The sequence below is a fragment of the Marinobacter sp. CHS3-4 genome, from assembly GCF_030053415.1.
Classification (GTDB): Bacteria; Pseudomonadota; Gammaproteobacteria; order Pseudomonadales; family Oleiphilaceae; genus Marinobacter.
The window spans coordinates 446,876-469,442 of record NZ_JASGBJ010000002.1 but is presented as its reverse complement, the minus strand read 5'-3'; the positions used below and the strand labels follow the sequence as shown (position 1 = coordinate 469,442).

Annotated in this window: 14 protein-coding genes; 9 read left to right on the top strand and 5 right to left on the bottom strand. The window is 49.2% G+C overall.

What is annotated here, in order from left to right:
* Positions 1 to 11 precede the first annotated feature (11 nt).
* Positions 12 to 5,804: a non-ribosomal peptide synthetase gene (locus QLQ17_RS10100; RefSeq protein ID WP_283209458.1), complete on the top strand. Its 5,793-nt coding sequence runs from the start codon at positions 12 to 14 to the stop codon at positions 5,802 to 5,804.
* A gap of 145 nt (positions 5,805 to 5,949) precedes the next feature.
* Complete coding sequence (locus QLQ17_RS10095; protein WP_283209457.1) at positions 5,950 to 6,858, top strand: sulfotransferase; 909 nt, start codon at positions 5,950 to 5,952, stop codon at positions 6,856 to 6,858.
* A 20-nt stretch (positions 6,859 to 6,878) separates the two neighbouring features.
* On the opposite strand, the gene QLQ17_RS10090 is transcribed toward QLQ17_RS10095, so the two are convergent.
* Positions 6,879 to 8,030 (bottom strand): glycosyltransferase family 4 protein, encoded by a 1,152-nt coding sequence (locus QLQ17_RS10090; RefSeq protein ID WP_283209456.1) that lies wholly within the window; start codon positions 8,028 to 8,030, stop codon positions 6,879 to 6,881.
* Positions 8,031 to 8,238: 208 nt separating this feature from the next.
* Between QLQ17_RS10090 and QLQ17_RS10085 the strand changes: the two genes are divergently transcribed.
* Genes QLQ17_RS10085 through QLQ17_RS10075 form a run of 3 tightly spaced genes read left to right on the top strand, consistent with a single transcriptional unit; the run spans position 8,239 to position 11,340 of the window.
* Complete coding sequence (locus QLQ17_RS10085; protein ID WP_283209455.1) at positions 8,239 to 9,051, top strand: 4'-phosphopantetheinyl transferase family protein; 813 nt, start codon at positions 8,239 to 8,241, stop codon at positions 9,049 to 9,051.
* The gene (locus tag QLQ17_RS10080; RefSeq protein WP_283209454.1) at positions 9,044 to 10,171 is read left to right on the top strand and encodes a glycosyltransferase family 2 protein; all 1,128 of its coding nucleotides are present in this window, start codon (positions 9,044 to 9,046) and stop codon (positions 10,169 to 10,171) included. The genes QLQ17_RS10085 and QLQ17_RS10080 overlap by 8 nt, the downstream gene beginning before the upstream one ends.
* Before the next feature lie 2 nt (positions 10,172 to 10,173).
* Positions 10,174 to 11,340 carry an aminotransferase class V-fold PLP-dependent enzyme gene (locus tag QLQ17_RS10075; RefSeq protein ID WP_283209453.1) on the top strand — a complete coding sequence of 389 codons (1,167 nt, stop codon included), beginning with the start codon at positions 10,174 to 10,176 and terminating at the stop codon, positions 11,338 to 11,340.
* On the opposite strand, the gene xrtA is transcribed toward QLQ17_RS10075, so the two are convergent.
* On the bottom strand, positions 11,315 to 12,823 hold the full coding sequence (gene xrtA / locus QLQ17_RS10070) for an exosortase A (RefSeq protein ID WP_283209452.1): 1,509 nt from the start codon (positions 12,821 to 12,823) through the stop codon (positions 11,315 to 11,317). The two genes, QLQ17_RS10075 and xrtA, sit on opposite strands and share 26 nt — an antisense overlap.
* A 267-nt stretch (positions 12,824 to 13,090) precedes the next feature.
* Complete coding sequence (locus tag QLQ17_RS10065) at positions 13,091 to 13,696, bottom strand: serine O-acetyltransferase (RefSeq protein ID WP_283209451.1); 606 nt, start codon at positions 13,694 to 13,696, stop codon at positions 13,091 to 13,093.
* A gap of 94 nt (positions 13,697 to 13,790) precedes the next feature.
* On the opposite strand from QLQ17_RS10065, the gene QLQ17_RS10060 reads away from it, so the two are divergent.
* Genes QLQ17_RS10060 through QLQ17_RS10045 form a run of 4 tightly spaced genes read left to right on the top strand, consistent with a single transcriptional unit; the run spans position 13,791 to position 18,959 of the window.
* Positions 13,791 to 15,158, top strand: coding sequence for a glycosyltransferase (locus QLQ17_RS10060; RefSeq protein WP_283209450.1), 1,368 nt, complete (start codon positions 13,791 to 13,793; stop codon positions 15,156 to 15,158).
* Between the two features lie 5 nt (positions 15,159 to 15,163).
* Positions 15,164 to 16,486: an O-antigen ligase family protein gene (locus QLQ17_RS10055; RefSeq protein WP_283209449.1), complete on the top strand. Its 1,323-nt coding sequence runs from the start codon at positions 15,164 to 15,166 to the stop codon at positions 16,484 to 16,486.
* Positions 16,486 to 17,628 carry a glycosyltransferase family 4 protein gene (locus tag QLQ17_RS10050; RefSeq protein ID WP_283209448.1) on the top strand — a complete coding sequence of 381 codons (1,143 nt, stop codon included), beginning with the start codon at positions 16,486 to 16,488 and terminating at the stop codon, positions 17,626 to 17,628. The genes QLQ17_RS10055 and QLQ17_RS10050 overlap by 1 nt, the downstream gene beginning before the upstream one ends.
* Complete coding sequence (locus tag QLQ17_RS10045; protein ID WP_283209447.1) at positions 17,625 to 18,959, top strand: glycosyltransferase; 1,335 nt, start codon at positions 17,625 to 17,627, stop codon at positions 18,957 to 18,959. Before QLQ17_RS10050 ends, QLQ17_RS10045 begins: the two co-directional genes overlap by 4 nt.
* Before the next feature lie 13 nt (positions 18,960 to 18,972).
* Here the strand turns inward: QLQ17_RS10045 and QLQ17_RS10040 are convergent, their stop codons facing one another.
* The gene (locus tag QLQ17_RS10040) at positions 18,973 to 20,478 is read right to left on the bottom strand and encodes a right-handed parallel beta-helix repeat-containing protein (RefSeq protein ID WP_283209446.1); all 1,506 of its coding nucleotides are present in this window, start codon (positions 20,476 to 20,478) and stop codon (positions 18,973 to 18,975) included.
* A 112-nt stretch (positions 20,479 to 20,590) separates the two neighbouring features.
* Positions 20,591 to 22,567, bottom strand: coding sequence for an asparagine synthase (glutamine-hydrolyzing) (gene asnB / locus QLQ17_RS10035; RefSeq protein WP_283210146.1), 1,977 nt, complete (start codon positions 22,565 to 22,567; stop codon positions 20,591 to 20,593).

Here is a 22,567-nt window from a genome sequence, read left to right as displayed (position 1 = left end):
TCGGATGTCACATGGTAAGAGTGCAAAGGGATGCCAAACTTTCTGATTCGATAATTGCGACAGCTGATCTGCTGTCGGATTCTCGAAACTGGCCGGATGTTCCCTTTGATTACCTGTTTCTGAATCAATGTCAGGATAAACCCGATAAGCAGGCGGTAATCGGTAAGGACGGCTCACTAACCTATCAGGAACTTGATCGGCTGAGCCTACAGTGGGCTTGCTGGTTGCGATCTAAAGGAATCAAGCAGCAGGATAAAGTGCTGGTGTGTATGGAACGCACCATCGAGTTGCCTGCAGTTCTGCTGGGTATTCTGCGTGCCGGCGCCTGTTATGTTCCAGTCGACCCCGCTTTTCCCGCGGATCGTATTGCCATAATTATCGAAGATTCAGACGCTGTCATTGCCGTTTCAGACAGAAAAAGTCACCATCTACTGCCCGCTGACAACCATTTTGTTTGCCTGGTCGCTGAAGATAGGCCGCCTCTGCCCGAGTCCTACTCGCTTCCCAGCTGGAACGCGGAAGATCTTGCCTATCTCATATTTACTTCCGGCTCAACGGGGCGCCCGAAGGGCGTGCCAATCACCCGGGCCGCAATGGTTAATTTTCTCCTGGCGATGGCCGAACAACCGGGCATTGAAGCCACCGATCGGGTGCTGGCGCTTACGACCATTTCTTTTGATATTTCCATTCTGGAGCTGTTCCTACCGCTTATTGCGGGAGCGACGGTTCACCTCGTCTCCAGGCAGGATAGCCTCGATCCCCAGGCTCTGTCTCGAATTATCAACGATAACCAGCTGACACTCCTGCAGGCTACGCCAGCAACCTGGCGGTTCCTCTATGACTATGGTTGGCGTCCTCAAAGGCAGCAAAGACTGTTGTGTGGCGGAGAGGCATTTCCTTCGGGACTGGCCAGGGGGCTCATTGCCAACGCGGGGGAAGTCTGGAATATGTATGGCCCAACTGAAGCCACGGTCTGGTCCAGTTGCCACAGGGTGACAGAAAGTGATCTGAAAGATGAAAATATCCCGCTGGGTTCACCGCTCCCAAATATTGAATACCTGGTCATTGACGAATCGAATAATGCATGCCCCCAGGGGTGTCCAGGCGAGTTGTTGATTGCCGGGGTTGCCCTTACGCCCGGCTACTACGGTCGTCCGGAACTGAACGAAGTGAGTTTTGTTCTTCGGGAAGACAACGGGAAGTCCGTTCGGTATTACCGTACCGGAGACCTGGTCTGTGAAAATAGTCGCGGCGAATTGATTTACGTTAACCGGTTGGACAACCAGGTCAAGATCCGGGGTTTCCGGGTAGAGCTGGGAGAAATCGAAGCTTCATTGTCGCGTATTGTCCAATTCGGGGACTCCGCTGTCATTGCCGCCAATCCAGCGAAAGGTGAGACTGTACTGGTCGGATGCATAGAATCCGGCGCCGCAGGTGATCCTCGTCAGATAGAGGCCGCGCTTTCGAAAAAATTGCCCCACTACATGATCCCGAGGGTCTGGCGATGGTATTCCGAACTGCCGAAAACGCCGAACCGGAAGATTGACCGCAAGGCACTGAGGCGTCTGGTAGAAGATGAGTATGCGAACCAGCATGTTTCAGTTGGCGAGTTTGCTGATCCTCTGATGGCAACGATTGCTCGCCACTGGAAGCGCTTGCTGGGCGTCGGGCCGACCCAGGAAACGGATGACTTCCTGGCCATGGGAGGGCATTCACTGATGGCGGCGCAGTTGAGCGTGGCACTGTCCGATGAAACCGGGCGGTACATCAGGCCTGTTGAATTGATCGTTCAAAGCTCCCTTGCTGACCACTGCCGACTGTTAAACACAGGTACGGAAACCACACGAGGCATTGATGTTGGGCCTTACGAATACCCTGGCGTGACAGGCATTCCCTTTTCTTCCGCTCAGAAGCGTATGTGGTACATCGTACTATCGGGGAACTCAGAAGGCATATTCAACGAATCCGAAGCCTACCGGATCGAAGGAAAGTTGGACCTGGCTCAGTTAAAACAGGCTATTCAGAAGGTAATCGATAAACACGTCGCGTTCAGAATGGTGGTTGAAAGCGAGCAGGACTTGACGTGGAAGGTTTTGGAACGCGTAGATGCGCCACTGCGAGAGGTATCATTCAGCGACGACAAAGAGTCATTCTGGAACACGTTACCGACCGTTCTGCATGAAGAAGCTACTCGCAGCTTTCGTTTTTTCAGCGAGCCACTTATCCGCTTCGTCGTCTATACCGATGGCGTCGGGCGGAATGTTATACAGTTTGTCGCTCACCATCTCATCATCGATGGTCTTTCGGAGACGCTGCTATGGAAGGAATTGGCGGATTTCTATCAGAACGGTGAGGGAAAGGCCGGGAAGCCGCTCAAACAGGATACAGCTTATCTGACTTACCTGAATAGCCAGCCATTGAAAGACAGGAAAGGTCTGCAATTCTGGGTTGATCATTTACTGTCGACACCACAGGTACAGCCATTCGATATCAGGACGGATTTCCCCCGGCCAGCCAAAACAGACTACTCGGGCAAAGAAGCCTTCTTAGACTTGCCCATTCGAACGGCGGATTTGGTCCGGGATCTTGCGAAGCGCCTCCATTCCACGCCATTCATGGTGTTCCTGACTATCTATCTTGTCTGGTTGAACCGGCACTCCGGCCAGGAAGAGTACGTAATCGGAACCCCAGTCAGTGGGAGAGAGCCGCAATGGCCTGGGGACATGGCCGGTCTTTTCATGAACACCATACCGCTCAGGTTGAAGTCTCAGGACGCATTTCAATTTCCTGAGTTGTTGAGTGTGGTTTCAGAGATCGCTCGAGAGGCAATGAGGCATGATCACATTCAGTTTGATGAAATTGTTCAAGAGGTGAATCCGGAGAGAGACCCGTCACGGACACCCATCTATCAGGTTATATTCTCTTTTAATGAATATAGCCATAGACCTCGTGAACTTTCGCCGGGCCTCAGATGGACGCCTGAGCCTGTGAATGTCGGTTTTTCACCAGTCGACTTGGCGCTTTTTACTGACCTGTATCCAGACAGGCTGAGGTTGCGATTTCAGGCAAGTGACCGGCTTTTCAGTTATGAGACCATTGAACGTTTCTTGCGCCGCTATGCCGTGATGCTGGAGTCCGTCACCAAGACACAGGATCTGCTCTGTAGGGAAATACCGCTTCTTGACAGCACTGAACAGAAACAATTGCTTGACTGGGCCGGGGAAGCCAGGGAGTACCCTCGCAATGCCACCATAGACCAGTGTTTTCAGTATCAGGTCGCCACTTCCCCTGACGCACCGGCAATTGAAACCCGCCATGTTTCGCTGAGCTATCGAGAGTTGTCCAAATACGCGGATTCCATTGCCCGGTCACTCCGGGAATCCGGTTTAAAAACGGGGGATCGGGTTGCAGTGCCCGCACAACAATCTCTGGAGACAGTGGCTGGTATCCTCGGGATTCTTCGGGCTGGCTGTGTCTATATTCCAATGGATTTTTCGCATCCATTGGAGCGGCTGCATCACATTTCAGATAAGGCGAGCGCCAAGGCTGTTCTCGTTACCAAAGAGCAGTCCGGCGAAAAAAATGGACTGGGGCAATTTGTTCTGCCCATTGAAATAGCTTGCTGGTCTGAGGTGTCTCTGCAAAACGTTGGCGAGTGCAAGGAACGCGAGGAAACTGGAAGGTCTGCTCAAAGCCCTGCCTATGTCATGTTTACATCTGGCTCAACAGGTGCCCCCAAAGGTATCGAGGTAACCCATCAGAATGTGGCAAGACTGGTGATCAACACCAACTTCATGACTCTGGATTCGGATACCCGATTCCTAATGTATGCGCCGGTAGCCTTTGATGCCTCAACCCTTGAAATCTGGGGGCCACTCCTGAACGGAGGTACTCTGGTGATCCCTGATGACCAGCCATCGATGGATCAACTGGACACTGTCCTGGCCGAACGCAATGTCAATTGCCTTTGGCTGACCGCCGCATTATTTCACTACATGGCTGAACATGCTCCTTCGGCATTTTCAGGGCTGAAGTACTTGCTGGCTGGCGGGGATGTTTTGTCACCTAAATGGGTCAAAAGGGTGCTGTCCAACAACCCTGGCCTGACGCTGATTAACGGCTATGGGCCTACAGAAAATACAACCTTTACCTGTTGCCACTCGATGGCGTCTCCAGACGAAGTGCCGTCGCCGGTTCCAATTGGAAAGCCTGTTGCGAACACCTGGGTCTATGTTCTGGATCAGACAGGAAACGACTGCCCGATTGGAATTCCGGGCGAACTATACGTCGGCGGTGATGGCGTTGCATTGGGTTATATCGGGGACCAGAAGCTCACAGAGCGCTCCTTTATTGCAAATCCTTTTGGAAAACAGATCGGCCGAGTTTACCGGACCGGAGATAAAGTCTGCTGGCGTAGTGACGGCACCCTCGAATTCCTGGGCCGTTTCGACAACCAGATGAAAATCAGAGGCTTCCGTATTGAACCGGATGAGGTGAATGAAATCATTGAATCTTACCCGGGTATTGAGCATTCCATCACGGTTGGCTGGACACCACCTTCTGGAGACATGCAGTTAATCAGCTATGTCACTCCGGCATTCACCTGCGGTGACGAGGTTGAAAAGCTACGGAGTTGGCTGGGCAGGAAACTTCCACGCTATATGCTACCTGCCCGGTTGATAGGCCTGGACGCTTTGCCAGTTGGCTTGACCGGAAAGGTCGACAGAAAACGCTTACCGGACCCTTTGCTTTACCCCGATTTGTCCACGACGGTAAACCGGACACCGCCGGCAACGCACACTGAAAAGACATTGGCGAATATCTGGAAACGGACTCTGGGCATCGAAAATGTCTATTGCGAAGACGATTTTTTTGTCCTGGGTGGCAGTTCCATTAAGGCGCTGGAAGTTTTTGGTTATTTGGCCAAAGATCTCAGGAAAGACATCCCATTGTCGACTCTGCTGGAATACCCAACACTGAGAGAGCTTGCCCGCGAACTGGACCGGGCCCAGCCCCAGGCTGATAACGCTGAGACCGGAAGTTCAGGGGCTTCCCAGACTAACTGGAACTGCCTGGTTAAATTGGGAGGATCAGGCAATACGCATCCGATCGTCTGTGTGCATGCAGTCGGTGGTAATGTACTGAGCTATCGCCGGATTCTGGAAGTGACGGAGAAGGGCCGGTCACTTCTTGGCTTTCAGTCCTGTGCGCTCGACGGCAAAACGACGCCACCAGACAGCCTTCACCTGATTGCTAAAGACTACGCTCAGGAACTGTTGGCCTCAGGCTATAAGGGACCATACACCCTGATGGGAGGCTCTCTCGGTGGTACGATTGCGCTGGAAATGGCCCATATTTTGACGGCAGAGGGCGCAGAGGTCGACTGGGTGATTCTTCTTGATACGATTGGCCCTAATGGAAGAGATATTGATGAATTGGGCCAGGAAGAAACATCAATACTGAATCGTATCCGGAAGAGTGTGAAAGCACGTATTGCTTATTACTCGCGGGCCGGCATTGTTGCCTCCTGTCGTGCGCTTGGCTTTCGCATCCCTTATAACCTCCGGCCGTTCTTCATTCAGGAGCTCCACAAAAAACTATTGCGAAAGCATATAGATAGGCAGTATCACGGCAATGTTCTTTTGATCAGAGGCCGAAGGGGACTCGGGGGAGTATATTATGACCCGTACCTTGGCTGGCAGGGAGTACTAACGGGAGAGCTAAAAATAACTGAAATCGACGTCTCTCATGATGTCTTCATGGAGTCTCCTGAGACGATCGAAGGCCTTCGGGCTTTTTTCTAGTCAGGGTGAATAATTGGATTACCCCAGTGCAGTGGTTTCATGCTCAGATCCATGTTCGGAATGATGTGATGATCGACATTATATGGGCCGTTTTCCTGATTGAGAATCCAGATATCCTTCAATGTAAAGGTAAAAGGTGTGTGCGGTGGATGCGAGAAAAGTAATAATTATCGCTGGTTCAGGACGCAGTGGTACATCATGGCTACATGATGTTTTGACTTCGCCATATAATGATTACCGGCAGATATTTGAGCCTCTTCATCCAGGCCAAGTTCCAGGAGCCGAGCAATTCGCGGGTCTTTGTTTACAAGCGGAAGACCAGAACGATGCTTTGTACCGCTATTTGGATGCGGTTTTCCGTGGTTCCGCTCCCGAGGCTTGGGTGAGGTGGATGCATATGGGGATAAGTATTGAAACCGGGTTTGGCAGAAAGGCGATCCAATTCCTTTATAATCTCCCTAAACTTAAGTTTTGGGCTATTCATAGAGTAGTGAAATTTATCCAGGCAAATCTCATGCTTGAATGGATAGGGGAATCTTTCGACTACCCCATAGTGTTTGTCATTCGTAACCCTTATGCGGTGATTTCTTCTCAATTGAATATGGGGTGGGATCATAGAGTTGAGCACTACACCTGTCAGGAAAATGTCCGCAAAATGCTCGGTGAGTCCCTGACAAACTTTTCCGAGTCCCTTGTAACAATAGAACAAAAATTGACAGCTCGGTGGTGCATAGAGAATTTGATTGCGATCAAACAAATAGACAGCCTCCAGCGCGCGGGAAAGTCTGTAATTCCAGTGACATATGAGAATTTGCAGGAAGATGGTAATCTTGAACTGATTCTGCGTACTTTAGGGTATAGTGACGACGATGTTGTGGCCGTGGGCCTTAACATGGCTCGTCGTGAAAGGTGGCGTAGTAGTCGCCGGAAAAGTACCAAAGGAATTGGTCTCAACAGTGAAAGGGAATCTCGTATTAAAATTGTGCTGGATAGATTCTCAATGGAATCTTATCAAGAATTAACAGATGATTTTGATTCTATTTTTGTCTCGTAATCAATCTGTTTTCGGGAGCATTAATCCTGAAAATTATGAATCTCTTTAGTATAAATCTCACAGTACTGCCTTGTCATTTCGAAAGCCGAGAACTTTTCTTTCACTCTTTGGTAGCTGTTGCTTTTAAATAATTCCAATTTTTCATGGTCTTTTAAAAAGTCAGAGATGGCTAGTGAGATGCCCTCTACGTCGTTTGCTTTAACAAGTACGCCATGATTAGGCTCAGTTATTACCGAAGAGACTTCACCAACATCCGTTGCGATTACACCACAGTTTGACGCCATTGCCTCAAGTAAAGAGATCGGCAAACCTTCGTTTCGGGAAGGAAGCACGAAGATATCAACGAGTTTTAGCAACTCTCGCGCATCTGATCTATGACCTACCATTGTCACGAATTCATTGAGTTGGAGGTCGGCGATCATAACTTCGAGACGTTCTCTTTCGGGGCCATCGCCAATGACCAGGACCTTATAAGATAATTCCGAGATCTCAGGCATTTTTCGGATGTTGCCAATGGCATTGAGTAACACATCAATGCCCTTTTCTGGTGTCAGGCTCGAGAGCGAGGCAATTACCACAGTGTTTTCTTTTATGCCCAAGCTTGTGCCTATGTACTTGAGGTCAGTTGCGGATGAACTTATTGATTCCACATCAATCCCGTTCAAAATCAGCGACATCTTTGAGTTGGGAATGCCAAGCCTGTTCATATCGCGTTGAATCTGACTGGAAACTGCAATGATGTGATTGAAGCTACGGAGACTTACTGCGTCAATCAGTGAATAGATCCACAGCTTTGAGTTGGTTCTTTTCCAGAGATGATTGGTTGCAACTTTGGGCAATTGAATTCCGGCCAACCAAATCAGAATATCTTCTTTGTAGCCGTGACAATGCACGAGATCAATTGAATCAAATGTACAAATCTGCTTCAGTTCTTTGAGAACTGAACGAGTGGGAAAGGCGCCGCACTCCAGTTCCGTAACGGTTATGCCTGAGGTTTTGGCTGCCCTATAGAGCTCCGTCTCAGCGTCCTCAGGATCCTTGATCACCAGGAGCGATGATTCAATGTCAAACTCGAAACTATTCTTGAGTAGCTCAAGAACTACCTGCTCCGCGCCCAAAAGAAGATTAGAACTCCGAACGTGCAGAACACGAGGTCGGGAACCCGCTATCATATACAGCTCCTTGTATTCTTTGGTTTCAGACTTTCCCTTATTGCCGTGGCCAGGGCGTGCAAGTGAAACAATTAACTGGTGCGAGGTAGAGGATATAGGGATTAGTGTCCGCTTGGAATATTGCTCTGACCGCACTCTGGTATGCTAGCCTCTGCTTTCTTCGAGAAAGTACGCTTGCGGATCCTAAATTGATTGAGCACAGGATAAAATGCTGCCTGATGTACCTGAATTTCCTAACATTCGCCCGAAGACCACCACAATCTGTGTAATATGGGCGCTTGGTGATGCCGCTTCGGAAGATTTGCTCAGAGTTGTCGAGAAAATTCTGGATAAACCCGCAATTGAGCGCAGTAACAGGCTGTTCTGGAAAAAAGACCGAGTGCGTTTCCTGTGTTCTCATCTCCTCCGAAGGGCGCTACTTTCAAGGCTGACTGGCGTGCCCATGGATGAGATCCTTTTTACCACCAACCGTTATGGCAAGCCATATCTCACTCTTGGCGGGCATGAGCATTCAGCCGGGACATGGAACTTCAATGTATCTTCCTCAGCAGATTGGGTAGCATTTCTTGCCACCAATAATGGCCAATGTGGCATAGATATCGAGCGCCTTCCGGATACAGATCCAATGCCAGATCTGAAGGAAATGTCGAAGGCAAACGTCTTCTCCGGGCGTGAGAAGGAATACCTGATGTCCGGGCCTGGTTCGTTTCGACTACGCTTTTACCAGATCTGGACGTTAAAAGAGGCGTATCTGAAGTACACTGGGCGGGGCCTGGCCGGCATTGAACAGATAGACATGGTTGATCTTTTTAACTTGCAGCAGCCAATGAACGAAGGGCAATGGGCGTCTGAAAAAGGCGATGCGACGGCCTTTCATCGCTTTGAAGAAGATTATGCTCTATCGGTCGTCTTGAAACGGGACCAGGCCATGCCGGAGGTTCATGTGCTGCACGACGAGCAGGTATTTGAGTTAGTAAAAGGAACCTTCCCCCGGAAAAGGAAATCGGATCGCTATGCTTGAAACAGTCTTTTGGGTGTCATTACTGGGCGCCATATACAGTTACTTCCTCTATCCAGCGCTGCTGTGCCTAGTACCTTGCAGGCCGAAAACCAGCAGTTGGCAGGATGGTTACCATCCCCGGATTTCGCTGATTGTCACTGCCCACAATGAAGCCAAGAGAATTCGAGAGAAGATTGAAAACTGCCTGGCAGTCGATTACTCGGACATTGAGATTATTGTGGCCTCTGACGCCTCAACCGATGGTACAGACGAAATCGTTCAGGAGTATTCAGCCAAGGGTGTCAGCGTTGCGCGTGCTGATGAGCGCAAAGGCAAGGAATACGCTCAGTTGCAGGCCATCAATAAGGCAGACGGTGACATTCTGGTTTTTTCTGACGTGGCCACACGAATTCCCGAAGACGCGCTAGAAAAACTTTCAGGCTACTTCAGCGACCCCGCGGTAGGCGCTGTTTCCAGTGAGGATCGATTCCTGACCAGAGACGGCGAAGTAGCGGGTGAGGGCGCCTATGTGAAATATGAAATGTGGCTGCGGCGGCTGGAGTCAGAGAGGGCAGGGCTGGTAGGTCTCAGTGGTTCTTTTTTTGCGGCCCGAAAAGAGGTTTGCCAGAGTTGGGATATAGCCTCGCCCAGTGACTTCAATACCGCACTGAATTGCGCCAGCGGCGGCTATGTTGCCGTAACCGCACCCGACGTGCATGGCTATTACCAGGATGTGGCAGACAAGAACAAAGAGTATGAACGGAAATTGCGGACCATCATCAGAGGATTGACCGCACTCGAACGACACCCGGAAGTTCTCAATCCTTTTCGGTATGGCTGGTTCACGTTTCAGGTGGTCAGCCACAAACTTTTGCGTTGGTGTGTGCCCTGGTTCCTGCTTCTGCTTCTGGTGACGACCCTGATGCTGAACCACCAGGGGGGCCTCTATTCACTGGCGCTGCTGGGACAGGTTATCTTCTACGGTACTGTCGGGATCGGGTATCTGAAGCCGGCGTTGCAATCCAGAAGCCTGGTAAAAATTCCTCTGTTCTTCGTTCAGGTTAACGTCGCCATTGCTCATGCCACCCTGAAGTTTCTCTCCGGCACACGAATGACGGTCTGGACACCGTCACAGCGTTAATTATGGTTTATTCAGGCAAAATCAGGCCGGTAGGGAACCGGGTGCCGCTCCCGGATAAGTCCGGTAAGCCGGCGTTATCATGGGAAGGTTTATATCACACCAGGTTTGTTGATTCTGGTACATCCGCCTTGTCTCTAGCTATCCGGATTGCCCGGGATTTAAAGCCTTCAGTTCGGGAACCGGAGGTGCTATTGCCCGGCTATGGTTGCCCGGACATTATTGCTGCGGCTCATGCACAGGGCGTTACGCCGGTATTGGTGGATCTTGTGCCCGAGTCGCCATGGATGGATACCACTCTGGTCAGCAGTAAGCTCTCTGACAACACTGTTGCAATCGTTGCGGTGAACTTTCTTGGTCTTGCCTCACCAATGGAAGAGCTGTCCGACTTGGCCAGGCGCTCGGGTTCGTTACTTATCGAAGACTCCGCCCAACGTATGCCGCCTTCATCGGCACAGACCGCAAAGGCAGACCTTTTGGTGCTGAGTTTTGGAAGAGGTAAGCCGGTGAATCTTATGGGGGGCGGGGCGCTGCTAGTGAGCCACGCGCTGGAAGACCAGGCCCAAAAGTCTCTTTCCCGGTTTCCGGTGAATAGTAAGCGAGTGACGCTTAAATGGGCCCTTAAACGGCAAATATTCAATCTGTTAGTGTCCCGGATCTGTTTTGGACTTCTCGAGCGAATACCTCTGCTTCGTCTTGGAGAAACCCGTTTTAAGCCACTGGAACGCATCACCCTTGAAAGACCGATTCCTGGTTTGCTGGCTTCCGGCCTATCTCGGTTCGAGACAGCCCCGGACTACCGATGCGAGCTGGGCAAGAAGCTGAAAGTGCTGGACCGGCATGGTTGGATTCGTCTTCCCGAAACACAAAACCATATTGATCCAAGTAACACCAGGCTGTTGCGATACAGCCTATTGGCACCTGATGCCGCGACGCGGGACTATTCAGTTCGCAGTCTGAACCAGGCTGGAGTCGGTGCGAATTCGTTCTACGGCGACGTGTTGCCAGCCATCCCCGGGGTGATCGGGTCACTGAGGGGCGCAGAACGCCTGGAGTGTGCAAAAGACTTTGCGTCCCGCCTGATCACCTTACCTGTCCACGAGGATGTCACATCCGCAGATATTGAGGGCATGGTGCAGGTACTGCTCATGAGCGCTCAACAGAAGCAATAAACTCTCTGAACGCCTCCCTTTGTGCCGTGCACGTTTCCAGGGTGAAACCTTCACACTGGCCTGCAAGTGCCAGAAAAGCGCCGGTGGAGTCACCACTCAAGGCTTGCAAACCGCCTAAAAGCTTTATTTTCAGCCGTGAGCGGCTTGCATAGTTGTCAAGTTCGTACCAGGACCATACCAGAACAGTGTCGCCACTGGACTCGTTCAGCAGCATGGTTTCGGTCACCTCTTCAATATTGAATGCATTAGGCCGATTCAAGGCCCGTGTAGTCGAATCCAGTTGCCTCCACCCGTCGTCAAAAAGTCTGTTTTGATAGAAGATCAGCTCTTTGTTCTGATCCTGAGTGCGGTAACCCACGAGTGAGAACTGCACTCGCTTGAGATCGTCAGAGACAAACATCAGATTTTCGGAAATGTCTGCGTTGACGAAAGAAGGGCGCCAAACTTCCGCAAACCGCAAAGGGCCACGCCAATTGCTGTTGCTGATGGGAAGGTCAGGATGCCATTGCTCATTTTTGTTTTCGAATAGGACAGTTTGAGAATAGAAAACGGCAGGAACGGCCAACACCAATACAGAGGCAAGCACTGCAAAATAAGCATTTTTCCTGACGGATGGTTCGTTTTTGACGGAATTGGCAGCGCTCTCGGCAGCGGGCGCGTTGCTTTCCTCAGGTTCAAGGGCTCTTGAAATGAAGATCAGAGGAATAAGGCACAGCACTACAAAAGTAAACCAGCCAAACAACTCATGATCTTCGATCAGAGAGCTCTCCATATTTGTGACATGGCCTGCAACGATAATTCCAAAGACGCGAACCCAGTTGGCCAGCATCGACAGGAACCCTGCGATGAGGGTCAGAAGTAAAGAACGGTTAAAGTTTCTGTAATAAAGATAGCCATAGAATGGTGCGAGGAACAGGGCAACCATAAGGTACCGAACGCCGCTGCACCCCCCGGCCACAAAGAAGGTGCCTTCTGGAATCGTAATATAAAACTCCCGGATTTCTGCCGGAATGTTCACTAAGTCCAGAAGGATGCGGTTGAAGAAGACAGTGATCGCCTGAAACAGCGGCGACATGTCATCCCAGATCGGTGCCGCCAACACCAGCAGAAGCACCGGAACGCCAACTTTCCGCACGTAATCGAATCCCCAGATCGTCCAACCCCAGCTGACGATAATAAATGGTACCGCTAACAAACTAATGGTCTTAATATCTGCTGCTTTTGCGATCAGCATAATTGCGCACAGGGAAAGAAGCGCTAAAAATGCCTTTAACGAAGGGTTTGGGCGTAGGGCAGATATTTCGGCACGTTTCAGGATCAGCAGGAAGAGGATCGCCCCCGAAACCAGGAAACCATGAGCATAGACAATGGACGTGTCCCATAGCTCGAAATAAGCTACCCATTCTGGAAAGAATACGATCGCGAAAAAGATCAGGGAAAACAGATGAATATAACCGCCCCGATCATTTGCAGTTCCTGTCATGGAAAGAAGGTCCTTTTCAGAAAAACACCGATGAAAGCAAAGGAATGCCAGTATAGCAGTGCATTGATCGCGGGCGCGATTGAAAGCAGGCTTCGTGAGCCCGGCAGGGCTGCTAAGCCATCTGATGCGTAATGGAGTTGAATGGAAACGAAACAGGCTTTGTTGGTATGCTGTAGGCTTGGCACCGGCCAAAGAAAAGCCGGAAGTTACGACAGATGGACGCGTTGGATTGCTGCTTCTATAACAGTAAACGGGTTTGAAGCTCTTTCAGGTACTGGATTGACTTGAATTTTGGGGATTTACATAAGGATTCTGGATGTAGCCCCTGCTCCCGTTGGTGGAAACGACATTCGCCGGAATGCCGCTCACGACGGAATGTTGGTCAATGGATCTGTGTAGAACAGAGTTGGGAGCAATAATGGAAAAATTGCTCACCTGTATCCCGCCAATGACTTTTGATCCGGGTGCGAGGTAGACAGAATCTCCGATAACGGGGCTGCCTGCGTTATCACCGAATGGTATTTCTCCAATTGTCACGCCCTGGGAAAGGTTGCAGTTGTTTCCTATTACTGCTTTGCCGTTGATGACAATGCCGCCAAAGTGACCTATGTAAAGGCCGTAACCAATATCTGTTCCGATCGGGATTGAAATTCCGTACCTGAAGGTGAGTCGCTTGTGGATCAATTTAACGAACGGGTAAATTAAGTACCGTAAGAAGGACTTATCGTGGCAGTATTCCCCGAAACGCAGATAGAAGGTGTACCTGAACCCGGGGTGTTTGAGATAGCCTTTTAGAAATTCTGTGTACGAACAGGCACCGTAATATCGAAACAGGTCTGACCGGACCAATTGCCCGAGGTGATAAAAAGTCATAGTAAGTCCTTTAACTGGCAGTGCGAATTTTAAGTCATGCGGGGTATCTTTGGTACCGTCCCTATCTCGAAATAGTTGTTCACAAAAGGATTATATGAAGCGCGCACTGGTTATCAGCTATCATTTTTTGCCGGATCAGTCAGTAGGGGCGAAACGCCCCACTGAATTGGTCAATTCAATGCTTGATCAAGGCTGGCACGTAACTGTACTTTCTCGTGCGCATAAGACTCCCTTGACGCACGATGAGTATCAAGGGCCGGGCACTCTGGAAATTGTCCGGGCGCCCCATCTTCCGGGCATACTGAATCCTTCCTATAATGCGTTTAAACGCCTGATTCAGGCAGTGAGGCGGGCGAAAAAGGAAGATGACCGTCCCGACAACGAGCCCATAGAAAAAGACAGCATTAGTGAAACATCGCGAGGGTCTGTTTCGTTCAGGTTTTGGCTGAAGCGCCTGGTTATATCCTGGCAGGCAATGTTGAATGCGACTAAGGGATGGCTGGTTTCATCTCTGGTGCTACTGGTGGTTCAGAAAATCAAGGGCAAGCAATTCGATGTAGTGATTAGTTCCTCCCCTCCAGCGTCTGTCCACTTCCTTGCCCGCTTCGCTTTATTCCTTTTCGGGGGAAGGTGGATTCTTGACGTTCGGGATCCAATTAATATGTGGGAACTGGTAGTACCGGTATGTCGAGCACCTTACCGGGTGTGCTTCGAAAATTGGCTGGAGAGGAGTTACCTTAGAAGAGCGGATCAAATTGTTGTAACCACAGACCCTCTCAAGGAGGAAATGCTGAGAACAGCTGAGCGTTGTGGATACAAATATGGCGTAACGACCGTATACAACGGCTTTGATGGAGAGCTTATTCGCGAGCGAGCTCCTTCCACAAAAACCGCTGAGTTGGCCTTCGCAGGGGAATTGTACGCGAACCGAAATCCGTTCCCACTGTTGAATGCGATTAATGACCTATTAAAGAGTGGAGAGATAGAAACTGGCGGCATTCGCTTTCACTTGTATGGGAATTGTGAGACCTGGAACGGCTATAGTCTCCGTGAGTGGGCTCAAAAGAATGGACTTGAAGACACGATTATTCTCCACGGCATGCTTCCACCTGACTCGCTCGAAACAGAATTGAGGCAAGCCCACCTGCTTGTAAGCTATGCCCAGCAGCAACCATTGCAGATACCTGCGAAGACGTTTGACTATCTTCGATATCCTTGTAGTTCCTTTGTAATCACCGAGAAGGATTCTGCAACTGGCCAGTTCGTGATCAAGAACGACGTCGGGTATGCGTCGGACGACGATCCAACTTGTGTGAGGCAGACCCTCCTGTTAGCCCTCAGAGATTTGAATCGGCACGATGAGCGAGGCTTGTCTCAAGAAGACAGGGCTAAGCGGCAGAGTTTTTCGAGGTCCGCTCAGAACAGGGATTACTTGGATCTTATTCGTAACTTCCGTGGATAGAAGCTATGGATGGCCTAAATCGCAGAGAACACGCCAAACTAAAAAAGAGGAGCCGTAATCTCTACATACTTCTGGCGTTTCTGTTTTTTGAATATGTTCGCCTCCAAGATAGTTATCTTGGTTTTCTGGCGCCGTTTAAAATTCCAGCTTTGATGAACTTACTTCTTTTGGGAGTCGTGTTTGTCTATTTTAGAGACCTTCCGAAAGATCGACTCATATATCTTATTATAGCGTTTTGGGTCCTGATTCTGCTACATGTACCCTTCGCGACAAACAACTACCACGCTTTTAATGCCGCAAAAGCGATGTTTTTAACATCAATAGTGGTATTAGCCACTGTCATACTGGTTGATACAGAGTCCAGTCTTAAAAAGCTATTTGAATCAATGATCTACATCGTTCTTCTCGTTTCAATATGGGTTATTTTGAATGGAGGAAAGGGGCCTGGTGGGTTCGTCGGGGATGAAAACGACGTTTGTCTTTTTTTGGTGGTGGGAGTTCCATTTTGCTGGTATTTCCCAAGGCTGACGGGGGACAAGCAGATTAAACGATGGATTGCACTTGGAACGGGCTGCCTGGCGATCATAGCTATTGTTATGACGTCTTCCCGAGGTGGGTTTCTCGGGCTGGTAGCTGTCGTAGGCACCATTCTCCTGTTCTCCCGCAAGCCGGTGCGAAATATTCTACTGTCTGTTCTTCTTGCCGGGTTCCTTGGTGGTATGGCACTAAATTTCGTTCCTAACGACTATGTTGCTGACATGAGGACAATCTCAGACAAGCAGAATTCGACCCGAAACCTGCGATTTCTTCACTGGACCACTGCTTGGGAAATCTACAAAGACAATCCTGTTTTTGGAGTTGGTCCGCAGAATTATCCTTGGACCTCCGCACGATACTTCCATTTGAGCCCATTTTTCCAAGAAGGCGCCCGAGGAAGGTCGGGGCGACAGAGCCATTCTTTATATTTCACTTTGATACCCGAGATGGGAACTTTTGGTATCCTGGTATTTTTAGCCTTGACGGTGTCGTTTTACAGGCGAGGTTTACGCATTAGGTCTTTCTACAAGAAACGCTATACCGACCGGAGTTGTTTGCAAGTCCGTAATAAAGAGGAAATGCAACGAGGTGAGGTTATCGAACGATTTGCGAAAGCGCTTTTGGTAGCAATGTCAGGTTTCTTGATTTCGGCGACTTTCATCTCAGTTTTGTACTATCCGGTTTTTTGGAACCTGCTTGGATTCTCCATAGCTACTTGGTGGGTATTTCTGAAAACTGAGAATCTTCCTCATACCCCGCAAGGAAAACCAAAGACAGGGAGCATTTTTTGATGGCGGAAGGCACAAAGATTTTCTTTTTATCGCCAGGGCCTAAATATAATCTTGAGCACGTATTCTCTAATAGGTGCGAGATGTTGTCCAGGGATTTCCATGGAACGGTTTTAACCGCTGGCCCGAAATCTCAAAGGGTAAGATATGGCCGTATCGATATACATTGCATCGCTGAGAATAAGCCAAGGTCCTTGAAGTCAACCCTGGGCTTTCTGGTACTCGGTTTTCGGTATCTGTATCGGGCAAGGAAACATGGTAAGCCTTATGACCTGTTCATAACCTATGATCCACTTAAGACCGGTTTATTAGGCGCTATTCTATGTCGGATTTTCGACGTAAAGCTTGTGACAGAAGTCAATGGGGACTATACCGACGACACAATATACATGGACATAGATAATCCAATTAAACGTCGTCTCAAAAAGTTCTCAATGGTAAATGTCGAGAGGTATGTTCTGAAAAGAGCAGACGGCATTAAAGTTCTATACGATGACCAAGTAGAGTCGTTTAAACCGTTTCCCAGAAATCCTTTTATAGCAAGGTTCCAAGATTTTGTGGATGCAAATCGCTTCGTAAACCTAGGGGAGAATAAAATAGTTTTAATTGCGGGTTATCCCTTTTGGGTCAAGGGTGTCGATGTTCTAATCGAAGCGTTTAAAATTGTTTCGCCCAACTATCCTGAATGGAAACTGAAAATTCTGGGTCACTATCCTAATCAGGAATTTCTTGAGCAGTATATTCAGGGGCATCCGAAGATTTTTCATCACCCTCCGGTCGACCCTGATTTTATGCCGGAACATATCGGCAGTTGCGGGATCTTTGTTCTGGCTTCAAGAACTGAGGCCATGGGGCGTGTTCTCCTGGAGTCGATGGCGGCGGGAAAGCCAAGAATCGGGGCGCGCGTTGGAGGAATCCCGACTGTAATCGAGGATGGAGAAGATGGGCTGTTGTTCGAAAAAGCTTCTTCAGTTGATCTTGCCGAAAAGCTGGAATTGTTGATGGGAGACTCGTCGTTAAGGAAAAAGCTGGGGGAGAAGGCCAGGGATCGTTACTTAAGAGAGTTCCAGCCAGACTACTACTTTGATCTGCTGAGCCGCTTCTACAAAGAGTGTCTTAAAGAGAAGAAGGTGGATGAGTCTTGAAACTGCGTACCAGAATTGCTTATCTGCGGTGGCATTTGAAAGACTACGTGATTTTTCCTCTACGCAGATACATTTCTTCTGCCTTAGCCTGGTTTGCATACGGTTTGATTCGAACCGGAGCGAAGGAGCGCGGTCTCGCTTTGCTGATGAAGTCAGACAGGGTTGGGCCGAGCCATCTGTCCCGAGCACTGGTAAAATCCTCGTGGGACGATCTTGTTTTATTTAGTAAGTGCATGGTGTTGCAAACCGCAAATCCCGGAGTCGAATGGATTCAAAAGCGTTCTCTTGTGTTAAAGGACCCCCTGGTTGATGAGGCAGGGCAAGTCAAAGACAAAGGCGTATATCTGGTTAAATTCACGACTACCTTTCCGGACGTTTTTCATCATTTCGAGCTGAAGCGACTTCAGCATCATTTTCACGTAGTTCTGGAGCCCAGTTGGGCTGGGTATTGTCTTCCTGAGATTTTAAGTTGGTCATCATTGTCTGCTCCGGTTGTAGTAGAAGCGTCCGAGCCAGAAGATAGGGCGCTCCTCGAATCCTTGGAAACCAATCTCGTACCTGTGAGCTTTGGTTCGGGTGACTGGGTAGACCCGCAAGTATTCCGACCATTGGAAGGCGTCGAGAAGGAATACGACGTTATCTATGTTGCGAACTTTAACTCGATCAAGAGGCAGTATGTTTTCCTGAAAGTGCTTCGAGACCTGATGAGGGAAGGAGTAAGTTTACGGGCAGCCCTCGTATGTGGCGAATGGGGGGAATGTAGGGAGGAAATTCTGGATCTGATTGAAGAATTCGGTTTATCAGAAGAGCTCAGGTTGTTCGAAAATATTTCTCAGTCGGAGCTGAATGTGTTGCTGAACAAGTCCAAGGTTAATGTTTTGCTTTCGTTGAAAGAAGGCAGTAACCGAAGTCTGTTTGAGGGTTTCTTTGCCGGCACACCGGGAATCGTTTTGGCTAACAATGTCGGAGTGAATAAAGAATACTTCAACTCCCAGACCGGGGCCTGTATTTCCGAGTCAGATCTGGGAGAAACCTTGCTTTTCTTTTCCGAGAATTGGCACACCTTTTGTCCGAGAGAGTGGGCCGAAGAGAACATCTCTCCTTCAAAGACTACTGATAAGCTCGCATCCGCCATTCGAAAATTTGACCCTGGTTTTGGTTGTAATAACGGGGCTAGCGGGAAAATTTCAGTAAAAGTGAATGCCCCGGAAGCTGAAATCTGGAGTGAAGAGCTGAGGACTCCCACTTGGAATGTGAATGAGATAATGGCTCATTGTGGCGGAAGTGATAGAGAGGGAGGGCATGCCGATAAAACTCCCCCTCCATCATAGTTGGACAATTGTTTTATTGGATGTTGACGCTTGGCGGATTAGGAGCCGCGGATCCTGTCGGAGAAGCGTCGCTCAATGCTTGAGCTCCAACGTCGTCAAAGAGACCAAACACTCCAAGCTCACTACTGTAACCTTCGCCACGCCCAGCAAAAGTGACGATATCATTAAGTGTATGGAAGTCACCTCCTATCGCATCGACGAAAAGCGGATCTTGGGAAATGCTATTCACTCCTGGGTCCTTAGCGAGGTGCTCTGCGCCCGATACTGATACGGCAGTTTGCCAAGCCTCTAGGTCCTTGAAGTAGTAGTAGTCACCAGATCGGTCAATTAATGCAATGTTTGGAACATCATAATAGAGGTTGTAGTCAACAAGGTTATACTGGGTTTGATTTCCGAGCTCTTCCGCTCCCGTGCGCTCCGAGTAGATTGGATAGTCATTGCTGCCAACAACGATATTATTGAATACTTCTGCACCTGTGATGCCTCTAATATAAGAAAGCACAACCGTATTGAAAAGTGTGTTGTTGTAGACCTTTAAACCTGTGGATTGGCTAGCAGTTTCCTGCAACATGACTTTCACTGCCGTGCCTGTATCTACTACAAGGTTGCCATAAAACTCAGCATCGTATGCCGCCGGTGCATTGTAGCCAGCTACTTCAAGAGAATAAGCGACCGCCACGTCCTTGAAAACATTCTGTCTAACTACATTTGACTTATCGCTGTATGCATTCGGCTGTTTTTGGTAGACACCACGCTTAACATTGAAGATCGTGTTTTTTTCAATTGTACTTTTTCTGGGACCGTAGCCATGGATGGCTGAGTGTAGTCCATAAGGCTCAGAATTTAGAGAGTTCGATGAGTAACGGGTATCGTATATATCGTGAATTATAGAGTTGCGTACTATGCAGCTCTCGCAGTTATCCAAACGAACACCACCTAGATTATCTGCACCATATAGATGATGGACATGAACATTTTCAATAATCAGGTGTTTTATATGCTCTTCAGCAGCGCTGCCTGGATTTGTAAAGATTCCAGACGCCCGAGTTTTAGTGATTTCGAAATTGCGGATAGTAATGTAGTCGCCTTTGAAAATATGAAAGGCACTCATTGGCTTGGATTCATCAGTACTGACTGACAATCTTTGATCTATCAGGGGGGTTTCACCCGGATAGCCTGCGACGACAACTCTCGCTCCCTCGGCACCTCCTTTTGTAAAGGTGATTCCGCCAAAGGCCGCGCCGCTCGCTCTATAATCCTGAAAATAGGGGGTAGACGATTCCCGAACATAGCCCGTCATTCCAGGTTCGAGAGCATCAACCAAGGTCTGAATGGTTTTGAAAGGCCCCGTCCCGCCCATCTCTTGATATCGACCATCGTTTCCATCCGAAGCATTCGGATGGTCTTGGTCAACGTAAAGAGCATTCGGGTCGATCTCTTCGGTAGTCTGTCCATAGGCGACCAAGGGTAGACACAATGCTATAGAAAGCAGCAGGAGAAAACGCGTAATTGAACCCATAGGATTTACACCTCAGTATCGTTGAGCTTTGTATCGAGATCTCCTATTCTGATCGACCTCTAGTAATAAACGTTGATTGGCTCTGCATCGTACAAAAAAGAACACATTGGTACTAAAAATCATCAAGGTGTCCCTGATTCGCCTTCAGCCACTGTAACAAAACAATGACGGGCCAGAGCTGTAAACTATTATCCCTCTTTTCAAGATTATGTTGGACCCAAAGCTCTCTGTAGTGGTCCATATTAAGAAGGTTTCCTGCATCTGAACTGTTTAATAACTCATTGACTTGGCAGTTTAGCTCTTTTTTTAACCACTTTGAAAGCGGCACTGAAAAACCCATTTTTGGCCGTTCTATGAGAGTTTTCGGGACATGCTGATAGAGGATCTGGCGCAAGGGCCATTTTGTTTGCCCATCGTTTAGCTTCAGCGACGGGGGAATGCGCCAGGATAGTTCCACGACTTTGCGGTCAAGGAGTGGTAAGCGCGTTTCCAGGGAAACTGACATAGAGGAGCGGTCGACTTTCATGAGGTTGTCGTCAACCAGATAGTTCAGCTGGTCAAGCAGCATCACAGTATTGAGAAAGTCCTGGTCGCTAAGAAAGGCCTCAGAAATTCGCCTATGCAAGATGTCAGGGTGCCTGCATGGATCAGGCTGAAGGCCGTTTAAACTCAGCAGGAAAAGATAGATATCTTCTGATTTTGTCATCTGCATCAGCCAGCCAAGCTTGCGGACCTTTAACGCGATGTTCGACTGGTTGGCGGCAGATAATCCGGGAATGCGGCCAATGTGGGGTAGAAGGCTTTCAATCCACGCAAGGTTCATTCGAGAAAGAAGATAGCCAAGCCGTAGACGCACGGGGGCAGGTATTCGGTTGGTCTTCTTCAGTAACGATGACGTGCTGGAGTACCGGTTGTAGCCAGCGAAAAGCTCGTCACCTCCATCACCTGAGAGGCAAACGGTAACCGACTCTTTGGCAACCGATGAGACGAGTACTGATGGAAGTTGAGAAGGATCGGCGAACGGCTCGTCATAAATCGTAGGCAGAGAATCAATCATGCTGAGAGCATCGTTGCTGGAAATATAAGTCTCGTGGTGATTGGTTCCAATATGTTTGGCTAATTTCGACGCATAGCGAGCCTCATCAAATTGCGGATCGTCGAATCCAATGGTGAATGTATCGATCGGGGTGTTCGAATTCGCCTGAGCCAGCGCCGTGACGAGTGTTGAATCAACCCCGCCGGATAGGAAACAGCCAACGGGAACATCTGCTATAAGCTGCTGGCCTATTGTTTCCATCAAGCAGTCCTGCAACTGCCGGGTGGCCTCAACGGGTGTCTTAAGGTCTGGCTCTGTCTTCGCGAATCTCTGAAGATCCCAGTATCGTGTGGGACCAGTCCCACTCCCGGGGAGTGGATTGAATTGGTGAGGCTGCTTGACTTGGTCACCTGGTGCCAGGGTCAGATATGTTCCGGGTGTTAGCTTGTAAATGTTCCTATAAATGGAATGCGGAGTGGGAACATAACCGCACGCCAGATAATCTCCGAGGACCTCCCGGTTCAGCGTGAGTTTCTTCCCCAGTGCTTTAACTGCTTTCAATTCAGAGGTAAAGATAAACTGATCGCTCACCCACCCATAAAACAGGGGCTTCTCACCCATTCTATCGCGAGCTAACGTAAGCTCCCCTGACTGGCGGTCGAAGAGGGCGATAGCAAACATTCCGTCGATCCTCTTCAGGGTCGCAGCAATTCCTATCGAATCAGCGAGTGCCAGGATGACTTCGGTGTCAGAGTGTCCTTTGAAGAGCACCCCTTTCTGCTGCAGTTCCTTTCGGATTTCCGGAAAGTTGTATATCTCCCCATTAAATGAAATTACGTATCTTCGGCTGGGAGAGTGCATCGGCTGCTTGCCAGCCTCCGACAAATCCTGAATTGAGAGGCGGGTGTGCGCCAAAAGAAAATTGTCAGGTGCGGACCAGTATCCATGCCCGTCTGGACCTCGATGATTCAGAGAGGCGACAAACGAGTTCGCCAGAGTTTCTATGTCTGATTGGTTCAAGCCGCGTACCGTACATCCTGCTATGCCGCACAT